We start from the raw sequence: 1,526 nt of genomic DNA, 5'->3' as shown, positions 1-1,526 counted from the left end.
GAAGGTGACCAGGCGCTCCTGTAGCTCGGGCGGAAGCAATCCCGCGCTCTCTCCGAGGCTTAGCAGCGCAGTGACACGATCGTGTGGGTCGTTAAGATTCTCGGCGAGCACGACGAGGCGCTCCTGTAGCTCGGGCGTAAAACGTCCAAAGCCCTTTCTCAAGATCCACATGGCCTGGTTGAGATCTCCGGGTTGGGCGAGCCCCTCGGCGAGCACGACGATGCGCTCTTGTAACGCCGGCGCAAACCGGCCTACGCCCCATCTGAAGCCCCATAGGGCTAAGACGCGTTGATGAGGCTGGGCGAGCCCCTCGACGAGCACGACGAGGCGCTCCTGTAGCTCGGGCACAAGCTTTCCCACGGCTGACTCCAGGGCTGCGAGGGCCGAGAAGTGATCTTCGAGGTCAGGGCTCACGACGAGGTCGACGAGGCGCTGCTGGAGCGTGGGCGCAAGTCCTTCGACGCCCACTGCGAGGCCCCGCAGAGCTGTGACGCGATGCTCGTACTGGGCGAGCCCCTCGGCGAGCACGACGAGGCGCTGCTGTAGTGCGGGCGCAAGCTCTCCTAGGTTCCGTCCGATGCCCTCCAGGGCTTGAGCGCGATGCTCGGGATCGACAAACGCCTCGGCGAGCCTGACGAGGCGCTGCTGTAGTTCCGGCGCAAACTCTCCTGCGGCCAGTCCGATGCGCTGCAGGGCTTGAGCGCGATGCACGGGATCGACAAGCCCTGCTGCGAGGTCGACCACACGCTGCTGGAGCGCGGGTACAAACTCTCCCACGCTTATCCCGAGGGCTCGAAGCACCGAGACGCGGTCTTCCGGGTTGAGCTCCTCGACGCGATCGACGACACGCTGCTGGAGCGCCGGCACAAGCCCTCCCACACCCATTGCGAGACAAACGAGGGCAGCGACGCGATACTGGGGATCGTCAACCCCCTCGGCGAGTTCGACGAGACGCTGCTGGAGCATGGGCGTAAACTCACCCACGGCCAGCCCGAGGTCCTCCAAGGCCAAGAAGCGATATTCGGGGTCAAGCGCCTCGGCGCGATCAATGAGACGCTGCTGGAGCGCGGGCGCGAGCCCTCCCACCCCCCGTCTGAGCGCTTCCAGGGCTTGGAAGCAGTGCTCTTCGTCGTCAAGTCCTTCGGCGACCTCGACGAGGCGCTGCTGAAGCGTGGGCGCGAGCCCTCCCAGCCCCCCGCCGAGGGCTCGCAGGGCAAAGACGCGGTGCTCGGGGTCGTTATGTCCTTCGGCGATGGCAACGAGCTGCTCCTGCTGCACGCTGGTCAGGCAATTGAAATTGGATGCGAGAGATTCCAACACGCCGGGAACAACTAGTGCGACAAAGGGATTCGCGACTCCTGGCTGCGGGACCATTAACCTGTTCCAGACGGCCTGAACCCGGATTGCCATCTGGCGCCTTTCTTCCAACGCCGCGGACATTTGGACAGCAGCACGCAGCTCGCCGTCTGTCTGCGACACCGCCAGCAGATCGATCGGGCTGAGCCTTTCCGCAATCGCGCCGAGTA

The 1,526-nt window shown here is 64.9% G+C and carries 1 protein-coding gene; it reads right to left on the bottom strand.

Features of this window, described 5'->3' with window-relative positions:
• Positions 1–1,526: hypothetical protein (locus tag ACFFNA_RS39340; protein ID WP_378925678.1), on the bottom strand; the 1,526-nt coding region annotated here is incomplete at both ends.

Source organism: Mesorhizobium kowhaii (assembly GCF_042431665.1).
Lineage (GTDB): Bacteria > Pseudomonadota > Alphaproteobacteria > Rhizobiales > Rhizobiaceae > Mesorhizobium > Mesorhizobium kowhaii.
Note: the sequence above shows the minus strand (reverse complement) of the source record. Positions and strands in the feature narration are given on the sequence as shown.